We start from the raw sequence: 18,371 nt of genomic DNA on the forward strand, positions 1-18,371 counted from the left end.
CGCCATATGCGATGCTAACTAGCTTAACGCCCGTTCAATAACTGCCATTCGAATCGGTACACCGTTCGACATTTGTGGGAAGATACGCGATTGCGGATGCTCGACTACTTCATCGTCAATCTCTACATTCCGGTTAACCGGTGCAGGATGCATTATAATGGCGTGCGACTGAATCCGCTTGGCACGATCGACTGTCAGTCCATAGCCTTCCCGATATTGCTCAGCAGACTTCATGACGCCGGTTGTATGCCGTTCCAGTTGAACCCGAAGCATCATGACAACGTCGGCGCGGATCGCGTCATCCATCGAAATGTACGGAGCATCCAGCTCTGGCGCCTGCATCTCGCTCGGTGAGCAGAAGCTTACAGTTGCTCCAAACTTACGCAGCGCCCACAGATTGGAACGGGCTACCCGGCTGTGGCGAACGTCACCAATAATCGCAACATTCAATCCTTTAAGCTCGCCGAAATGCTTGCGCATCGTGTACAGGTCGAGCAAGGCTTGCGTTGGATGCTCGTTGTTACCGTCACCTGCGTTGATCAGCGGCACTTTGACGTTCGCCGCAATGCCCTCAAGCATACCAACCGGCTTCAGCCGAATGACGCCTGCGTCAATGCCCATCGATTCCAGCGTCTTTACCGTATCGTATATCGATTCGCCCTTCTCGACGCTCGATGCGGCCGCCGCGAAGTTCATCACTTCGGCGCCAAGTCGTTTCTCCGCCATTTCGAAAGAGAATCTTGTCCGCGTGCTGTTCTCAAAAAACATGTTTGCTACAAATTTGCCCTGCAGCACCGGATTCAGCTTCTCTGGCTGGCTTTCCCAATAAGCCGCACGATCGAGAATCGATACAATCTCCGATGCATCCAAATCTTTCAAGCCCAATAAACTACGCTGCTTTAATGCCGTTGTCGTCATCTTGGCTTGCCTCCTTATATCTCATGCATATTAGCCGCTTATAGACCTGAAACAGACTGGAACGGTTAATGCGTTAGAGTCACCTTATCGCTGCCATCCACTTCCGACAGAAATACTCGAATCTCTTCCTGTCTCGAGGTCGGTACGTTTTTGCCTACATAATCAGGGCGGATCGGAAGCTCACGGTGTCCACGGTCGACCAGCACGCCCAGTTGAATGAGCTCAGGCCTTCCGCAATCCATAACTGCATCCATCGCCGCGCGAATCGTTCTTCCGGTGTACAGCACATCATCGAATAAAATTACTTTACGGCCTTCAACCTTCAGCCGTTCGTCCACCATTCCAGAAGCAGCCCGATCAGCTTTCTTAGCCCGTCGGTCATCTCGGTACGCCGTAATGTCCAGGTCGATCACCTCGACAGGCTTTCCTTCGATCTCTTCGATTAACGAAGCGACCCGCTCAGCCAAGTGAATGCCCCTCGTTCGAATGCCAATCATCAAGCAGTTATCGATACCTTTGTTTTTCTCGACAATTTCATGTGCAATTCGAGTCAACGCTCGGCGAATCGCTGTTTCATCCATTAAAATTCGATGCTGTTCCAACGTCACGGAAGCCTTCCTCCTCTCGCGCTATCGTTTCCTCAATGCAGGCAGGCACAAAAAAAATCCTTGCCATAGGCAAGGATTCAGCACGATAACCCAGCGCAGACCGCAGAGAAGACATGACACCGCTGTGTGGGCATAAGTATAGCCTTACATGCACAGCAGTCTCGTATCTTGCCGGCTGCGAACCGACCGAGAAACTCGTTATCACGCTACCTTGCCAGCCTCTCTGGACTGAATTAAAGGTACAACTTAATTAAAAAAATTATCACACATTCGACACGAGCTGTCAAGTTTATAGACGATTTTCTCGCTTATTCCGACGCCTTCCTAAGGATACAAAAAGCTGCCCCAAAAACCATTCGTGAAATGGCTTGTGGGACAGCTGCTATTCCATCATTAAAACTTAAGATTACGAATACGTTCGATTGCTTTCTCCGTATTCTCACGGCTGCCGAACGCCGTTAGACGGAAATATCCTTGACCGCTTTGACCGAAGCCAACGCCAGGCGTACCGACGATGTTCGCTTCCGCCAGCAGCTTATCAAAGAACGACCACGAATCCATGCCGTTAGGCGTCTTCAGCCAGATGTACGGAGCGTTCACGCCACCGTACACTTCAAGTCCGATCGAAGCGAGACCATCGCGGATAATACGCGCATTCGTCATGTAGTAATCGATCGTCGCTTGAATTTGAGCTTTGCCCTCAGGCGAGTAGATCGCTGCAGCACCGCGCTGCGTAACGTACGATACACCGTTAAATTTCGTCGTATGACGACGGTTCCACAGATCGTTAATGAGCAGCTCATTGCCGTCTTGATCGTAGCCTTTCAGCTCGCGAGGAACGACGGTGTAAGCACAGCGGATACCCGTAAAGCCTGCCGTCTTCGAGAAGCTGCGGAATTCAATCGCTACTTCCTTCGCGCCCTCAATCTCATAGATGCTGCGCGGTACGTCCGCCTCTTGAATGAACGCCTCATACGCTGAATCGTACAAAATGATGCATTTGTTCGCTTTCGCATAATCGACCCAACGCTTCAGTTCTTCCTTCGACAGCGTCATACCCGTCGGATTGTTCGGGTAGCACAGATAAATAATGTCAACCTTGCGCTTCGGCAGCTCCGGCGTAAAATTGTTCTCCGCCGTACATTCGAGATATTCGATATTATCATAACGGTTCGTATCTTTATTAAACTTGCCGGAACGGCCTGCCATTACATTCGTATCCACATAAACCGGATATACCGGGTCTTGTACCGCTACGATCGCGTCTTGGCTGAAAATTTCTTGAATGTTGCCGACATCGCACTTGGAGCCATCGGATAAAAACACTTCATTCAATTGAATGTCAACGCCGCGCGCTTTATAGTCGTTATCGATAATAGCTTGAATAAGGAAATCATATCCTTGTTCAGGTCCGTATCCGCGGAACGTTCCTGGCTGAGCCATCTCGTCCACCGCTGCATGCATCGCTTGAATGACCGCCTCCGGCAATCCGCGCGTTACGTCGCCAATACCGAGGCTAATAATCTCGGCATTCGGATTTTCTTGCATAAATTTCGTGCGGCGTCTTGCCACCTCGGAAAATAAATAGCTGCCCTGCAGTTCCAAATAGTTCTGATTAATTTGCGTCATCGCTTGATCACCTTTCCGTGACAGCCGCGGGAGATGGGCCCCCGAACCGATAGTAGTTATGTAATCAGCATAGCTTATACTACGCTCTCACATAAATATACGATTACGCAAAAAATTTGTACTATTTCACCTTATCGCTGCCGAAGGCTGTGGAGAACATGCTCCATATCCGCAGGGATCGGAGCTTCAAATTCCAAATATTCGCCCGTTCTCGGATGCTTGAAGCCAAGCACAGCTGCATGCAGTGCTTGCCCGTTCAGATCGACAGTCTTGCTCCGGCCATACATCGGATCGCCGGCAAGAGGATGCCCGATATATTTCATATGAACGCGGATTTGGTGCGTACGCCCGGTCTCGAGCTGCAGCTCAAGCAGCGTATAATCGCCAAAACGTTCAATGACGGAGAAATGCGTTACGGCATGCTTGCTGTTCTTATCTGTAACCGTGAACATCTTGCGGTCGCGTTCATCCCGTCCAATCGGAGCGTCAACCGTTCCCCTGTCGTGCGGCACGTTGCCATGAACGAGCGCAATATATTTGCGTGTTACGCTGTGCTCCTTCAATTGCTCAGAGAGCGAAGCATGGGCATTATCATTTTTGGCCGCCATCAGAAGGCCCGATGTATCCTTATCGATCCGGTGTACGATGCCCGGACGGATCGATCCGTTAATGCCCGACAAATCCTTGCAATGATAGAGCAGAGCATTCACGACAGTACCGGACGAATGTCCTGGCGCCGGATGCACGACTAGTCCGCGCTGTTTATTAATCACGATAACATCGGAATCCTCGTATTCGATCTCAAGCGGTATCGGCTCGGCAACGATTTCGGTCGGCTCCGCTTCCGGAACCTCCACCGTTACTACATCGCCTGCAAGCAGCTTATGTTTCGGCTTCGTCTCCGCACCGTTAACAAGTACTGCCCCCTTCTTGATCCAATCTTGAATTTGTGTACGGGATACAGCCTCGTCATCGAACGCTTCTGAAACAAATTTGTCCAGCCGTTCGCCAGCCGAATGCTCGTCAATTACCCATTCCAGAACGTCTTCCGACTCGGCAACCGAATCATCCTCATATATATATTCCACTTCTGTATTCATGATCTCTTCTCCGTAAAGCTTCTCATCCATTATTCCGTTCTTTCCTTCCGGTCATCATATTCTGTCTGCGGCTCGCCCGATACAGCTGCGGCTTGTACCGACGACGTTGACTCGGCTCTTGAACTGAGCAAAGAATCGAGCAATATCATTCCGACACCGATACAAATCGCCGTATCGGCTAGATTAAATATCGCAAAGGTGTAGCTGCCGAACGTAAACTGCAAGAAATCGACAACCTCTCCCTTCAGTGCACGATCGATAAAATTGCCCAGCGCGCCGCCAAGCACGAGCGCAAGACCCGTAAGGAGCAGTGCTTTTCCATTATTACGAACCGTGCGCAGCATATACCATACGATACCTGCTGCTATAATAATGGTCACGATCAGAAAGAACACGCGCTGATTCTCGAGCATACTGAATGCCGCTCCAGTATTTCGAATGGATGTGATAACAAAAAAGTCGCCGATTACACTTATTTCCTCGTGTAATTCAAGCTCATTTACGATTATCCATTTCGATATCCAATCGATTGCAAACACAATTCCGCAAATTACAAAATACTTCAATAAGCGCATGAATCCCTGATTCCTCCCTAATGAAAGTCTCGTCTATTGTAACATAAAGCCAGTCCCCCCTACCACAGGCGGCACAGCGGCTGGATTGGCGAAACTTCTCAATATAGGATGGAATCTAGGTCTTATCCTGCTGTTAAAACAGCGTTCATCAGTCCACTCTAATAGTTATAACATACCGCCAAGAGAGGAAGGGGCTAAAGCATGTCACCTCTGACGCAACAGCAATTAATCGAATTTCGGAGCAGACTTCTTCGCATGAAACAGTCCATTGAGCGATCGATGCATGACACCGAGCATGGCGGATTAGCCAACTCGTTAAAAGATCAGACTGGCGAGCTGTCGCCAATCGATAACCATCCCGGTGACGTCGGCACCGAGATGTATGAGCGAAGTAAAGATTTGGCGATTCATGAGCTGCATGATTTTAAACGAGAACGAATCGATTTGGCGCTTAAAGCTATCGATAACGGAACCTATGGCCGGTGTCTGACATGCGGTAAAGATATTCCGTACGAACGGTTGGAGGCACTACCGGATTCCCTTTACTGTGTCGAGCATGCGCCAAGACAGGAACTGTCCAATAACCGCCCGGCGGAGGAAGATTTTCTGCGGCCAGCCTTTAATAGAAGCAAACGGGACGGAGATGATGGATATAACGGCTTTGATGGCGAGGACGCCTGGCAGATCGTCGAGCATTTCGGCAGCTCTAATACACCGGCTATGTCGGACAATCGTGAAGTCGATTCCTATAATGAAATGTATACCGAGGCCGACGAGAACGAAGGCTTCGTCGAGCCGATCGAAAGCTTTCTTGCAACCGATATTACGGGACAAGTCGTATCCGTCGTCCGTAACCGCCAATATCACGAATATTTGTCACACGGCGAAGGTGATGACGAGCTTGCCGTCGATGATGAGCTGGAATATTAGTACACTGCTCCTTCAAGCTGTGCTTGCACGACCCGGACCAGATCCGCGATATAATCGCCGATAATCGGAAGATTCAAGGCGCCTAGCGCTCTAAGCACATACAAAATGGTCGCGGCGAACACGGAGAAGCCGACTGCAATACCGACGCCGCGCGCCGTTCCGGATAGAAAGCTGCGCCACATTAACAGAAATGGGCGTTGAAGAAGCTCAATGTAATCCCGAATATGCGACCTCTCCATATCTAATGCGACTCGTTGTAATTGCCGATCGACTGCACTCAACGAAATGGTCAGTGCAGTCAAATCCTTCTTCTCATCCGAATCTGTCGCTTTCAAATGCCTCATATCCCCCTTTCAATCAGCAAAAAAACGAGCCTCGACGTTCGGCCGAGCCGAACATCGAGAATCGCTCGTTTCTTTGTTTGCTTCTATTTGAGTTTGCCCCTAAACGAGAATTTGAATTCCAATTGTTTTCTCGCCAAGCTCGACTCGCTCCATCTCGGAAGAAGTGCCGAACGATACACTGTTCAATAGAACATTATCGCGCAGTACGTTATCGAACGTTTGAAGTGCCGATTGGAGCTCGCTATCCACGTCCAGAACCAGATCGATACGCTTCTCGATCGGCAAATCAAGCTTCTTACGCGTATCCTGAACGGCACGAATCACTTCGCGAACCCAGCCTTCTTGTTCAAGCTCTGGCGTAATATCCGTATTCAATGCAACCGTTAAGGAGTAGCCGGAAGCCGATGCGAAGCCTTCCTTCGCTTGCTTCTCAACAAGCAGCTCTTCGATCGTAATCGCGATCGTTTCACCGTCAGGAGATACAAAATTTAAGCTGCCTCCCTGAACCGCTGTACGCGTCTCATCAACCGTTAACGATTTCAGATAGCTTTGGATCGGTCCGACATTTTTACCGAACTTCTTACCCGCTACCTTCAGATTCAGCTTCAGAGCAAAGTTGACGAAGCCGCTGTCGCTGTGCTCGATCACGATCGTTTTGACGTTAATCTCATCCTTAATAATGTCTTCGTATGCCGCAACGTCGAAATCGCGGTCTAGCGAAACGATCAGCTCGGACAACGGCTGACGCGTCTTAATACCGGTTTCGTTGCGGACGTTGCGAGCAAGCTCGACGATTTGACGTGCTGTCTCCATATCACGCTCCAGCTGAACATCGATGGCCGACTCGTCTACCGTCGGATAGTCAGCAAGGTGAACGCTGCCTTCTCCACCCAGATTGCTGTAGACGTCATCCGCTAGCAGCGGTGCGTATGGAGCAATGACGCGCGAAAGCGTAAGCAGCACATGACGCAGTGTGCTGTATGCATCCAGCTTATCGTCCGTCAGGCCGCTGCCCCAGAAACGGTCGCGTGAGCGGCGAATATACCAGTTGCTAAGCTCATCAACGAACGTCTCGATCTCTTTGGCCGGATTGAGGAAGTCGTTGTCGTCCAGCCCTTTGACGACTTGACGAACAAGCGTATTCAAGCGGGATACGATCCAGCGGTCCAGCTTCGCTGCCGATGGACGGTACGGATGCTCAGCTGGGTTGTAGCCATCGATTGTTGCATACAAAGCGAAGAACGCATGCGTATTGACAATGGTATCAATTACCTTCGACTTCGCTTCTGCTACAATACCGCGCGAGAACCGTTTGCTATTCCATGGCGCGCTGTCAGCGAGCAGCGCCCAACGGAACGCATCCGTTCCATATTCATTAATAATTTCCCATGGATCAATAACGTTGCCCTTCGATTTCGACATCTTCTGACCGTTCTCATCAAGAATATGGCCTGTCGAGATGACCGCTTTATATGGCGCTTTACCATTGAACAGCGTCGATACAGCGAGCAAGCTGAAGAACCAGCCGCGCGTCTGGTCAATGCCTTCGCAAATAATATCTGCTGGATATTGATCTGCGAACTGCTCGGCATCGCCGAACGGATAGTGCTGCTGAGCAAACGGCATCGAGCCGCTGTCGAACCAGACATCGATCACCTCAGGCGTCCGCGTCATGACAGCTCCTTCGGCGAATGGCGATTTCAGCTTAATTTCATCGACATATGGCTTATGCAGCTCGATATCCTCTGGCACGAAGCCGACGGCCCGCTCACGCAGATCGGCGATGCTGCTTGGCGCATATTCTTTGCCAGTCGCTTCACACACCCACACATTGAGCGGTGTGCCCCAGTAACGATTACGGCTGATGTTCCAGTCAACCAGATCCTCAAGGAATTTGCCGAACCGACCTTCGCGGATATGGCTCGGGTACCAGTTCACCTCATTGTTATTTGCAATCAGCTGATCCTTAATTTTCGTCGTCTCGATAAACCAGCTTTCCGTTGCATAATAAAGCAGCGGCGATTTGCAGCGCCAGCAAAACGGATAACTGTGCTCGTATCTTTCCTTGCTGAACAGAAGTCCGCGCTCGCTAAGCATCTTCACAATATCGACATCGCAATCCTTCACGAAACGACCGGCTAGATCGGTTACTTCGTCAACGTAGCGACCCGCATTATTCACAACGCTCAACATGCTGATACCGTTAGCACGCGCCGCTTTGTAGTCATCGTCACCATGAGCCGGTGCGATATGAACGATACCTGTACCGCTCGAATCGCTGACGAAATCCGCTCCGATTACGATATGGCCTTTCTCTACAGGAACATAACGGAACGGCGGTTCGTAGCTCAAGCCGACAAGCTCTGAGCCTTGAACAGTTTCAACAAGCTCATATTCGCCGTCCTTTTCCTTGAACACGGATTCAACGAGAGCCTGCGCTACAACGTACGTCTCTTCTCCGCGCTTCACCTTTACATAGGTCAGGGATGGATTAACCGCCAGCGCTACGTTCGCCGGAAGCGTCCAAGGCGTCGTCGTCCAAGCAAGAACATATTCATTCGAACCTTTAAGCTTAAATTTAACCGTTGCACTCAAGTCTTTGACATCCTCATAGCCCTGCGCAACCTCGTGCGAGCTGAGTGTCGTCTGACAGCAAGGGCAGTATGGGCTGACCCGATGACCGCGGTACAGCAATCCTTTGCGATGAATAGTAGACAGGATGTGCCATACACTCTCAATATAATTATTATCGAGTGTAATGTATGGGTGATCCATATCCGTCCAATAAGCAATCGCTTCGGTCAACTCACGCCATTGCTTCTCGTATTCGAATACGCTTGCCTTACATTTCTTCACGAACTCTTCTACACCATATTTCTCAATTTCTTGTTTACCCGAAATACCTAGCTGCTTCTCTACGCCTAGCTCGACCGGCAGGCCATGCGTATCCCAGCCTGCTTTGCGTACGACGCGGTAACCAGACATCGTCTTATAGCGGCAGATGAAGTCTTTAATAACGCGGCCCAGCACATGTCCGATATGCGGTGCACCATTTGCGGTCGGCGGACCCTCATAGAATACAAAGTTTGGCTTACCTTCCCGATTGCTGATCGATTTCTTGAACGTGTCGTCCTTCTTCCATTGCTCTAACACACGAAGCTCACGGCTCCGTGCACGCTCCTTGACGTCTACGCGCTGCATACGTTTCATTCTCCTTTCAATATTGCCCTAAATAACAAAAAGACCCGCCCCATAAGGGACGAGTCATACTCGCGTTACCACCCTTGTTCCATCCGCTGTATTGCTGTTTCTTCTACACGAAACATTCGGCATTCATGCCGAAGCAGCGATTGGCACCTCTTTCACGAACAGCTTCCTGTAAGAATGCTCGCGTTCCGGGTAACGGTGGAAAGCCGTCGACGCTTAATAATGTCAGAGCGGAATCCCGTACTGCACATGTTCTGCGCCGCTTCTCGGAGAGGATATCCGATGCGCACCGAACGCCGGCTTTCAGCTTATACCGGCTCTCTGGAGAACGATAAACGCAACGAACTTGTTCTCGTCAACGAAAGTGAACATCATTCATAATATTACTAGTTATAGCCGAATGCATCGGAATTGTCAAATGATATTGGCCCACTACCAACAAAATACGAGCCATTAATCCTTCTCGTGCGACGCTGCAGCATTGGACGACTCCAATGCCTCCCAGCCCTCTTGGCTAAGCAGCTCAAGCTGTGCTTCGACCAGCGTACGGAACCGCGCCCGATAAATCGAAGCCTGCTTCTTCAGCTCTTCAACTTCCAGTGCGACCTTGCGTGATTTAGATAGCGACTCATTAATGATTCGATCCGCGTTCTTCTCCGCTTCCTTCACGATCAGCTGCGCTTCCTTCTTCGCGTTATTCTTTACCTCGTCAGCTGCTTCCTGCGCAACGATAATCGTCTTGCTGAGCGTATCTTCAATATTCGCGAAATGGTTCAGCTTCTCTTGCAGGGCAAGCACTTGATTCTGCAGCTCTTTGTTCTCGCGGATCAACGATTCATAATCCTTAATGACTTGATCCAGAAATTCATTCACTTCATCCTCATCGTAACCACGCAGTCTTCTTCCGAATTCCTTATTATGTATGTCCAATGGCGTAAGCGGCATTGGCGCACCTCCTATGGATATGACGGTCCTGTGTTAGTTGTAAAAGACTGTTTCGACAGTTCCGCACAAAATCCTGCATCATATCAAATAAATTTCCCGATGGACACACGAATCCTGCCTTTTTTTGTCACGCCCTCCACGTCTATCACCTTGAACCTGCCAAGTCCCTTCATCGAGACAATATCTCCCGCCTTTAGAACGGCCGAAGGGTTCTCTTCTACTTTCCAATTCACGCGGCAGCGGCCTGCCCGAATGGGTTCCACAATCTTCGTCCGGCTGATGCGGTATACATCGCTGGCAATGCCATCCAAACGTAGAGAAGCCACCGATAGACTCATCTCCTCCAGCTTCGGCTTCGTGATGCGAAGCGAGGATAACGGAATCAATTCCGTAAGGACATGGACTCGGTGGACTTGCCGAAGATGTATATTGATGTAATCGGCGATTTCTTCCGTCACTAAGCAGTGACAGCCATCCTCTAGAACATGAATGTCACCAATTAGCTCACGTTTGACCCCAAGTCCAAGCAGAGCTCCTAAATAATCGCCATGATCAAGCTCCAAATGCCCTTGAGAATCGGCCGTTACCGCTACAGCCTGAACGCCCATCGGTTCATCGTCCAAATAGGCGTAGTCCGGGGCAATGAGCACCCGCTGGCGTTCAGCATCCGGTGAGCCTCCGTCACATCGAAGAGCTACGTTACCGCTGCGATTCGCCAGAGAACGTACAATTTCAAGCTGCCTCGGATCCATGAAGTCGGTTCGCTTCCACTCATGTCGCTCCGCAGCCCGCTCAATCCATTCCTCCACCCGGTCTACAAACGCACGCTCGTCCGGATGGAAATGTTCATAAATTTTCTTATTCGAGAACATGCTGACCGTCCTTCGAGTTTATCTCTAGATGAATATATCAACCACGAAGAGAACCCCGTATGCGACAAAATTTAGCGCGAACACCGCAACGATCGGGGAGATGTCAAGCATACCGCCAATAGGCGGAATAAAACGCCGAAATACAGACAAGTAAGGCTCGACCAGCTTACCGAGCAATTGACCGATAAAGCTGTCCCTTGCATTCGGCAGCCACGACAGCAGCACATAACCGATAATCATAAACGTATAGATACGTTCAAGCAAAAATACAAATTCTGTTACACTATTGCTCAAATCAAGGTCACCTCATTCGTTTGTAATCCTGTTCGTCCACCAGCAGTTCGGAGATGGTGCCTTGAATTTCCACATTCTCAGGAGCACAGAAGAAAATGCCCGGACCAATCCGGTTCATCGTTCCGCTGACTGCATACAGCGTGCCTAACAGAAAATCGAAAATCCGCTTAGCCACGTCATTCGGTACACGCTGCAGATTCACAACAACTCCACGACGAGCCTTCAGATGGTCAGCAATCTCTTGTGCTTCTTCGAAGGAACGCGGTTCATTCAATACGACACGCACGTTCTTCTGCGAATGGATGCTCACAATGTTGGAGCTATTGCCGCTTTTAGAATGTTTACGTGCTTCGAATGGAGAAGTTTCAAATTCGTGTTCTGGTTCGTCCACTTGCGAGTCAACCTTCTCACGCTCTACGACTTCTTCTTCGTCCTGAAGACCAAAATAGTTCATAAACCGATTAATAACACTCATTGTCTCAAACCTCCTCTTTCCCTACTAGTATCGTACCTAATCGTACCCATGTTGCGCCTTCCTCAATCGCAACCGTAAAATCATTCGACATGCCCATCGAAAGCTCTGTCAGCGGCTCGTCCAATATGCCTGATGCATTAATCTGGTCTCGAAGCTGCCGTAAGCCGCGGAATACTGGCCTAGTCTCCTCGGCCTCCGCTTCGAAAGGCGCCATCGTCATGAGTCCAATCGGCTTGATGGAAGGATATTGGCGAATCGTTCTCAGAAACTCAGGCACCGCCTCCGGTGTAAGCCCCTGCTTGCTCTCTTCGCCCGACACGTTCACCTGCACGAAGCATGGAACCGTAATCCCCAGCTTGTCCGCCCGCTCGGCGATTGCTTGCGCAAGTGATAGCCTGTCCAGTGAATGGATGTATGTGAACTTGCCGATGACGTCTTTCACTTTGTTCGTCTGCAGCGATCCGATATAATGCCAGATCGGCTGCTCCGATGGAGGTAACTGCTGGAGCGCTTCCCATTTCGGCTTTGCATTCTGCCAGCGGTTCTCACCCAAATGTACGATATGCTGCTCTACAACTTGACGAACGGTATCGACCGATACGTACTTGGTCACCGCAACAACTTGTACCTCGTCTCTCTTGCGGCCGCTCCGCTCGCACGCAGCTGTAATTAAATTCTCAACATCTTGTATCCGTTCCGTTAACGTCGACAAGAGGCTCACCTCTTCTCTATGCCAATCCAGCTCGCCATCCGGCCTGTTGCTCCATGCTCAGCGCGATGGGAATACAGCAGGTCGTTGCTGCAGCTAGTACACCAATTGGTTAATTCGATATGGATCGGCAAAATTCCTGCTTTTATCATAATGTGTCGGTTGATTTCTTTCAAGTCGAGCATCGCCTTGCCGCCGCCCTTATGCTGTACCATTCGCTCAATAGCAGCGGCGCTGCTGTCGAAAGTAGCAGTGTTATAGCTGAAGCTGCGGCACAGCTCCTCCATTCTTCCGATAACAGCACCATCCACCTCGTAGCAGCAGACGCCGATTGCCGGTCCGATCGCGCCGTACAGCTTCGCTGGATCAGTGCCGTAATGCTCGCGCATCGTCTCTACCGTACGAATTGCGATCTCGGCAGCCGTACCCTTCCACCCCGCATGAGCTAATCCGACAGCGTTATTCTCCGGGTCATAGAAATATAACGGTACACAGTCCGCATAAAAGGATGCAAGCAGCACGCCCGGCACGTTCGTTACGAGGGCGTCTGTATGTTGAAAAGCGGTCTGTCTCGAATCGCGCCCCCTTCCCGCATCCTCTGCCTTGACGACCTGCACATGGTCGCTATGCACCTGCTCGGCACATGTGAACGATTCGAAAGGCCATCCGATCGCTTCCGTCAGAAGCCTCCGATTCTCCACAACAGCTTCGTTCTTGTCCCCGACATGTAATCCCATATTAAGCGAAGCCCAAGGCTTTCCGCTTACGCCCCCCAGCCGCGTCGTAAAGCCGGCTGTTAAGCCGGCGTACCGCCCCGTCCAGCTGTCGAGCATGAGCAGCGACGCCCCGCTCCTCTGAGCTTGATCCCATACGAAAGGCTCCATCGTTTCCACCTCATCATTGTGTTCACATAAGTGTACCATAGGGCCGATGGTTGGAAAAGCGAGACATGTTAAGCATCCCCGACATTCGCGATCTAATCGTTCCTCGTCTAGCCTCTCGCCTAGGTCCCGCTCATGTACGTACTTGCGCTTCCTCTTCCTCGCGGTAAGCGGCTTTCGCTTCATCCAACCGAACAAGTACGACATCGGCTCCAATCTTAACAATGTTGCGCCATGGAATGATGACGTCGGTACCGCCGCCGAACATCCCAAAAAAACGGGTGAACGTCGGCACGACAATTGAGTCAATACGGCCATGCCTTAGATCAAGCTCAAGATCGCTTACTTGACCAAGCTTCTTGCCATCGACGATATTAATGACGTCCTTCGTCTGGAAGTCAGAAATTTTCACGAGATATCACCGCTTTCTTCACTGGATGGAAGACAAGAGCCGATAGGCTTATGTTACTACTATATGACCGCCGTGCCCAAAATGTCCTAACCAGCACAAAAAAACGGCGCTCCATGCGCCGCTGGTTGATCGATCGGCAGCCGGGGGCGTTGTGCACTTCCGGCTGCACGTTGCTCGTTATTAAGTTTTTACATGCTTTTGCATTTGTTGTATTGCTGATTTCTCCAGCCTGGACACCTGCGCCTGTGAAATGCCGATTTCGTCGGCTACTTCCATCTGCGTCTTTCCCTCGAAGAAACGCATCGACAAAATCATTTTTTCCCGTTCGTTCAGCTTATGCATCGCTTCGCGAAGTGCTATCTCTTCAATCCACGAAATGTCCTTGTTCTTATCATCACTAATTTGATCCATCACATAGATAGGATCGCCGCCATCATGATATATCGGCTCGAACAACGATACCGGGTCTTGAATCGCGTCAAGAGCGAAGACAACATCCTCTTTCGGCACGCCGAGCACCTCTGATATTTCGAAAATCGTTGGCTCCCGTGAATTCTGGTTCGTCAAACTATCGCGTACTTGGAGCGCCTTATAGGCAATGTCCCGCAGGCTTCGAGAAACGCGGATCGGATTGTTGTCGCGCAAGTAGCGACGGATTTCACCAATGATCATCGGAACGGCGTAGGTGCTGAATTTAACATTTTGGCTCAAATCGAAATTATCGATCGCCTTCATCAGGCCGATGCAGCCGACTTGGAACAAATCGTCCACATATTCGCCGCGGTTGTTGAACCGCTGAATAACACTGAGCACAAGTCTCAGGTTGCCGTTCACCAATTTCTCTCTTGCTGCCCGTTCGCCACGCGTTTGCAAGGCCGTAAACAGCTCGCGCATTTCCGCATTCGTCAGGACAGGCAGTTTCGCGGTATCCACACCACAGATCTCGACTTTGTTTCGGGTCAACGTGATTACCTCCCAAGGAGAAACATTAATGTTCATTATCTCCTTGGCCCCCCGAAATATTCCTGACAGCGACATCGTTCGACACGTTCTTACGGAGCAAAATATTGACTACAGAAAGAGGCTGTCAGGAAAGTCAATCCTTTCTCTGACTTTCCTGACAGCCCCAGCTTCTTCCGGCACATACCTGCTATCTCTCTCTATTCGCGCAGTGCCAAGCCGCTGATGTAATTGAACTTAAGCAAAGCTTTTCGCTGCTCCTCGGCCGTTCCGTCCGCTTTCACTTCGCCTCGGTATACAGCGTTACCTGTAAGCTTATCGACAATTGCAGCGCCGATGATTGGAAGATCAGCCTCTCTGTTCTCATATACAATACTTATGTTTTCATTATCAGCTGCTACAGCCCGGGAAACTTTAGCGTTCCACTGGGTAGCATCGATGACGAGAGGTTCCGATTGTGACTGTCCCGTTTTCATATCGAACATTTGATAATGAATCCGAGCACCGTCCGAATAAGCATAATGGAGCTTGTCGCCAACAACATCCCACATCGTATACATTTCCTCGGCGTCAACATCGGACTTCATAATCGGCTGAAGTTTATCTGCTTGCGTATCATAGGCGTAGTAAAACCATTGGTCATCCTTCGGCGCCTCAATCAGCATGTATGGCAGCGGCTTGAACACTTTGCCTGTACCGATCAGCCCTAATCTTCGGCCTTCTTGTTCCGGCGCTGTAATTACCGTTGATTTGCTCGTAACTGCTTGCTGTTCCACGCTAATCTCAAGCCTTACCAGCTCATCGTACCGGTTACGGCCTTCTCGAGCATCATCTCGAATATGATGAGAGACAAGTACGATTATTTGTCCATCATCCTTTCGTTGGATAGCCTCAGTGTACCAATATTCATTCGATGAACCCATTGGAAAATCAACTTCGAAATCGGTTTGTTGGTCCTTATCTTTATCTAAGAATGAGAGTTGAAGCACCCATTTCCCATATGCTTGCTCACTGTTCGCATACGCAAGCGCATTATCATCCGCGTAATACGTTCCGTAGCTCTTCTTGCCTCTCAAAAAATCGGTATAGCCATCGAACAACTGCCAAATATTTTGATCAGCATCAATAATCCAATCGAAGTCAGCGTCGAGTATTGAACGCTCCTTATTGTGCACAATCCCCTTCTCATTGAGCTCGATTCGGACTGCTATATACCGCGAGTATTGATAATCTCCCTCTATGGACCATTTCGCGGCTGTTGCAGCATCGCCTTCGAGCACAGCGAGGCGAAGCGGCGCCTCACCTTCCTGTCTCCAGCCTGACTGAATGTACAGATAAGTGAATAGCAATACAAGCCCGATCATCACATATAAGATCCAATATTTCGTAATCACTCTTATCATACGGTAATCTTCCTTTTCAGCAGATAGAGACTAAGCCATAACGACAACGCGCCAATACCTATTACGATTACGGCAAGCAAACGGATAATCTCATGCGAAAACCAATTGTCGTCGAGCATGAACGGAATGGATACTGCAGCCAACATAACCGCCGCATACAGCAGTGCTCCGAATAATCCACGTAATCGAAAGCTTCTTTCTAACAATACAGCCGTATAGAGAACAATTACAGCAGCGATTCCGCTGCCATAATAAAAAACGAATCGGTCAGCCGATAACGGGAGAATCTTGTAAAGGGTCGAATTAACCAGAATAGCATAGCGTAGCGGAGTATGAGTACGCATCTCAGCCGGCAGCAAGGAATAATAATAGCTGCTTTCCAGCTTCAAGAGCACCATCTGAACGGCTAATAACGAGAAAATAACGATCAAAGGAGCGACAAGCTTGGCGAAGTATATATGGTGTCTCGCACCTGGTATCATCAGTAGTCTGTAGATGAAAGGATGCTTTCCGAGAAAATCGCGATACCAGATGAATAGGAAATAAAACAGCATAAATGCTATACACAACCCGATCGATAACGTTATCCATCTCGTGTCATAATGTACTGCATCCGCGAACCCGACAAGCTGATGGACCTCCTCGAACTGTTGGATTGATGTCAAATGCTCAAGCTTCATCATTCTTTCTGCTTCATTTAAGGTATGGTCGGCCATAATATGAACACCAATCAATTGAACAGCTGTCACGAACACGACCATTATTACAAAAGGGATGGCAAGTCGTTTGACTTCAATGTTCAACAGCTTCCACAATGTGATCATGACTCATACACCTCCCGCATCACATCAACGACCGACTTCCCTTCAGACATCCGCACATCATCACAAGCGAACTGTCTGGTCACTCGCCCGTCATCGAGCATTACGACATGATCGAGCAAATGCTCGACCTCTTTCACTTCATGCGTCGTCAGCATAACGCCGCGACCTTCCACCATTTCACTAGAAAACACAGCTGCAATCTGTTCGCGGCTGAACATATCGATGCCAGAGAAAGGCTCATCCATCAGCATGTAGTCTGCATCCATCGCCAAGGCAAGAAGCATATTCAGCTTTGCCGCCGTCCCTTTAGATAACGAGCCAACCCGATCCTTCAGATTGAGCTTGAACATGCTGATTAACTCCGCTGCCCGCTCCTCATTCCAGTTTCGATAGAAGTCGTCCATGAAAGTTAGGCAATCCGAAACCGTCATCCGCCCTGGCATCGGCAGCTGGTCAGGTACGAAGACGACACGTTCATGGGCGGTAAAATGAAGCGGGTTACCGTCAATCATGATCTTGCCGCCGTTGATCGGCGTAAGCCCCATAATCGCTTTCAAAATTGTCGTCTTGCCGGCCCCGTTCAAGCCGGTTAAACAGGTAATCGCACCTTTTGGCACCTTGAAGCTTACATCTTTCAACACACTGCGAAAACCGAAGCTTTTGCTCACATTTTTCAATTCGATCATGTCGGGTCCACCTCTTCATTGTGTGACATGCTCCACTTAGCCTCCAGCCTTTGCTGGACGAGCGAAAGAAGCTGCTCAGGCGGGACCTCAATGTTACGGACCGAGGCTAAGAACATATCGATAGCCTCCGTCAGCAGTTCATCACGAATGCGTCCGAGTATGGCAGTGTCTCCGGTAATCCGACTTGGCGAATTGCCTTCTGTAACGATCAAGCCCTGCTCCTCCATTTCTTTGTATGCCTTCTGTGCCGTGTTTGGGTTAATGCCCAATTGTCCTGCAAGCTCACGTCGCGACGGAATCGTCTCACCTGCCGTTAGCTTCCCTGTTGCGATCCGCTCTTTGAAATGCTTGACAACCTGTAAGTAAACGGGATCACGATTGTTAAACATCAGCTCCATCGGCGCTGCTCCCTTTGTGAATATAACCAGTATTTAGTGTGTGTACTACGTAGTTCATACACTCTATCTGTATTATGCATATAATACACTTTCTCGTCAACCTTTTTTTGTTTAATTGCCCTTAATCAACCCTTGTCATGAAGAGGAATAGTAATCGAGGACTAGTTTACCTGCTTAAGATAGAAGGGGCTATCCAAAAAA

The 18,371-nt window shown here is 49.6% G+C and carries 20 protein-coding genes and 1 other annotated feature; of the genes, 1 reads left to right on the top strand and 19 read right to left on the bottom strand.

Going from position 1 to position 18,371, the window contains the following annotated elements:
* Nucleotides 1-18: 18 nt before the first annotated feature.
* From PXY01_RS03640 to lspA, 5 genes are all read right to left on the bottom strand, one after another.
* A complete protein-coding gene (locus PXY01_RS03640) occupies nt 19-918 on the bottom strand; it encodes an aspartate carbamoyltransferase catalytic subunit (RefSeq protein ID WP_127567425.1) in 900 nt (299 codons plus the stop codon).
* A 65-nt stretch (nt 919-983) separates the two neighbouring features.
* Complete coding sequence (gene pyrR, locus PXY01_RS03645; protein WP_281277868.1) at nt 984-1,526, bottom strand: bifunctional pyr operon transcriptional regulator/uracil phosphoribosyltransferase PyrR; 543 nt, start codon at nt 1,524-1,526, stop codon at nt 984-986.
* A gap of 393 nt (nt 1,527-1,919) precedes the next feature.
* Nucleotides 1,920-3,155: an LL-diaminopimelate aminotransferase gene (locus tag PXY01_RS03650; protein WP_127567427.1), complete on the bottom strand. Its 1,236-nt coding sequence runs from the start codon at nt 3,153-3,155 to the stop codon at nt 1,920-1,922.
* A 131-nt stretch (nt 3,156-3,286) separates the two neighbouring features.
* Nucleotides 3,287-4,255: an RluA family pseudouridine synthase gene (locus PXY01_RS03655; protein ID WP_127568049.1), complete on the bottom strand. Its 969-nt coding sequence runs from the start codon at nt 4,253-4,255 to the stop codon at nt 3,287-3,289.
* 29 nt (nt 4,256-4,284) lie between these two features.
* Complete coding sequence (gene lspA / locus PXY01_RS03660) at nt 4,285-4,821, bottom strand: signal peptidase II (protein ID WP_127568051.1); 537 nt, start codon at nt 4,819-4,821, stop codon at nt 4,285-4,287.
* A gap of 210 nt (nt 4,822-5,031) precedes the next feature.
* Here lspA and PXY01_RS03665 point away from each other — a divergent pair, with 210 nt between their 5' ends.
* A complete protein-coding gene (locus PXY01_RS03665; RefSeq protein WP_127567429.1) occupies nt 5,032-5,760 on the top strand; it encodes a TraR/DksA C4-type zinc finger protein in 729 nt (242 codons plus the stop codon).
* On the opposite strand, the gene PXY01_RS03670 is transcribed toward PXY01_RS03665, so the two are convergent.
* The 14 genes from PXY01_RS03670 to PXY01_RS03735 form a co-directional block, all read right to left on the bottom strand.
* On the bottom strand, nt 5,757-6,104 hold the full coding sequence (locus tag PXY01_RS03670; RefSeq protein WP_127567431.1) for a DUF5665 domain-containing protein: 348 nt from the start codon (nt 6,102-6,104) through the stop codon (nt 5,757-5,759). The two genes, PXY01_RS03665 and PXY01_RS03670, sit on opposite strands and share 4 nt — an antisense overlap.
* Nucleotides 6,105-6,203: 99 nt before the next feature.
* Nucleotides 6,204-9,305 carry an isoleucine--tRNA ligase gene (gene ileS, locus PXY01_RS03675; RefSeq protein ID WP_127567433.1) on the bottom strand — a complete coding sequence of 1,034 codons (3,102 nt, stop codon included), beginning with the start codon at nt 9,303-9,305 and terminating at the stop codon, nt 6,204-6,206.
* A gap of 51 nt (nt 9,306-9,356) precedes the next feature.
* Nucleotides 9,357-9,679, bottom strand: a binding site (T-box leader).
* An 85-nt stretch (nt 9,680-9,764) separates the two neighbouring features.
* Nucleotides 9,765-10,256: a DivIVA domain-containing protein gene (locus tag PXY01_RS03680; protein WP_127567435.1), complete on the bottom strand. Its 492-nt coding sequence runs from the start codon at nt 10,254-10,256 to the stop codon at nt 9,765-9,767.
* Between the two features lie 83 nt (nt 10,257-10,339).
* Complete coding sequence (locus tag PXY01_RS03685) at nt 10,340-11,128, bottom strand: YlmH family RNA-binding protein (RefSeq protein WP_127567437.1); 789 nt, start codon at nt 11,126-11,128, stop codon at nt 10,340-10,342.
* Between the two features lie 24 nt (nt 11,129-11,152).
* Complete coding sequence (locus PXY01_RS03690) at nt 11,153-11,422, bottom strand: YggT family protein (RefSeq protein ID WP_127567439.1); 270 nt, start codon at nt 11,420-11,422, stop codon at nt 11,153-11,155.
* Nucleotides 11,423-11,429: 7 nt separating this feature from the next.
* On the bottom strand, nt 11,430-11,897 hold the full coding sequence (locus PXY01_RS03695; protein WP_127567441.1) for a cell division protein SepF: 468 nt from the start codon (nt 11,895-11,897) through the stop codon (nt 11,430-11,432).
* 4 nt (nt 11,898-11,901) lie between these two features.
* Nucleotides 11,902-12,618 carry a YggS family pyridoxal phosphate-dependent enzyme gene (locus PXY01_RS03700; RefSeq protein WP_127567443.1) on the bottom strand — a complete coding sequence of 239 codons (717 nt, stop codon included), beginning with the start codon at nt 12,616-12,618 and terminating at the stop codon, nt 11,902-11,904.
* A complete protein-coding gene (pgeF, locus tag PXY01_RS03705; protein WP_127567445.1) occupies nt 12,615-13,490 on the bottom strand; it encodes a peptidoglycan editing factor PgeF in 876 nt (291 codons plus the stop codon). Before pgeF ends, PXY01_RS03700 begins: the two co-directional genes overlap by 4 nt.
* A gap of 130 nt (nt 13,491-13,620) precedes the next feature.
* Nucleotides 13,621-13,899 (bottom strand): YlmC/YmxH family sporulation protein, encoded by a 279-nt coding sequence (locus PXY01_RS03710; RefSeq protein WP_127567448.1) that lies wholly within the window; start codon nt 13,897-13,899, stop codon nt 13,621-13,623.
* Between the two features lie 180 nt (nt 13,900-14,079).
* Nucleotides 14,080-14,862, bottom strand: a complete 783-nt coding sequence (sigG, locus tag PXY01_RS03715) for an RNA polymerase sporulation sigma factor SigG (RefSeq protein ID WP_127567450.1) — start codon at nt 14,860-14,862, stop codon at nt 14,080-14,082.
* Nucleotides 14,863-15,059: 197 nt separating this feature from the next.
* Nucleotides 15,060-16,262, bottom strand: coding sequence for a hypothetical protein (locus PXY01_RS03720; RefSeq protein WP_127567452.1), 1,203 nt, complete (start codon nt 16,260-16,262; stop codon nt 15,060-15,062).
* A complete protein-coding gene (locus PXY01_RS03725; RefSeq protein WP_127567454.1) occupies nt 16,259-17,086 on the bottom strand; it encodes a hypothetical protein in 828 nt (275 codons plus the stop codon). The genes PXY01_RS03720 and PXY01_RS03725 overlap by 4 nt, the downstream gene beginning before the upstream one ends.
* Nucleotides 17,083-17,772, bottom strand: a complete 690-nt coding sequence (locus PXY01_RS03730; protein WP_127567456.1) for an ABC transporter ATP-binding protein — start codon at nt 17,770-17,772, stop codon at nt 17,083-17,085. Before PXY01_RS03730 ends, PXY01_RS03725 begins: the two co-directional genes overlap by 4 nt.
* Nucleotides 17,769-18,170 (bottom strand): GntR family transcriptional regulator, encoded by a 402-nt coding sequence (locus PXY01_RS03735; RefSeq protein ID WP_127567458.1) that lies wholly within the window; start codon nt 18,168-18,170, stop codon nt 17,769-17,771. Before PXY01_RS03735 ends, PXY01_RS03730 begins: the two co-directional genes overlap by 4 nt.
* Between the last annotated feature and the right edge of the window lie 201 nt (nt 18,171-18,371).

It is taken from the genome of Paenibacillus xylaniclasticus (assembly GCF_004001065.1).
Classification (GTDB): domain Bacteria; phylum Bacillota; class Bacilli; order Paenibacillales; family Paenibacillaceae; genus Paenibacillus_T; species Paenibacillus_T xylaniclasticus.